The sequence below is a fragment of the Pseudomonas sp. SIMBA_067 genome, assembly GCF_046534675.1.
GTDB lineage: Bacteria > Pseudomonadota > Gammaproteobacteria > Pseudomonadales > Pseudomonadaceae > Aquipseudomonas > Aquipseudomonas putida.
In genome coordinates this window covers 1-310 of sequence record NZ_JAWRYH010000214.1, presented here as the reverse complement: position 1 = coordinate 310, position 310 = coordinate 1, and the positions used below count along the sequence as shown (strand labels likewise).

The following is a 310-nucleotide window of genomic DNA, read 5'->3' as shown; positions in this document are numbered from 1 at the left end:
CCAGGAACTGGAGCAGGGGCTGCGATCGATTGCGGTGCCGGTGTATGACGCTTCGGGGCAGGTGTTGGCGGCGTTGAACGTGAGTACCCACGTAGGGCGAGTGACGCGCAGTGAACTGGAGCAGCGTTTCTTGCCGATTTTGCTCGCTGCCAGCCGCGACCTTTGCCATCAGTTGTTTGGTTGAATTTGCCGGGGCCGCAAGGCGGCCCCCAAATAGAACAGGCAAAACCGTTTCCTGTGCGATAAACGCACAGTGTCGTTCCGGGTGAATTGCTTCACTTGCGCCCGCTGATTAATGTTTCTCGCAACG

The 310-nt window shown here is 58.1% G+C and carries 1 protein-coding gene; it reads left to right on the top strand.

Going from position 1 to position 310, the window contains the following annotated elements; genetic code table 11:
- Positions 1-184, top strand: a 184-nt coding sequence (locus SB765_RS28790; protein WP_410932378.1) for an IclR family transcriptional regulator C-terminal domain-containing protein, incomplete at its 5' end; no start/stop codon positions are given.
- Positions 185-310: the final 126 nt, after the last annotated feature.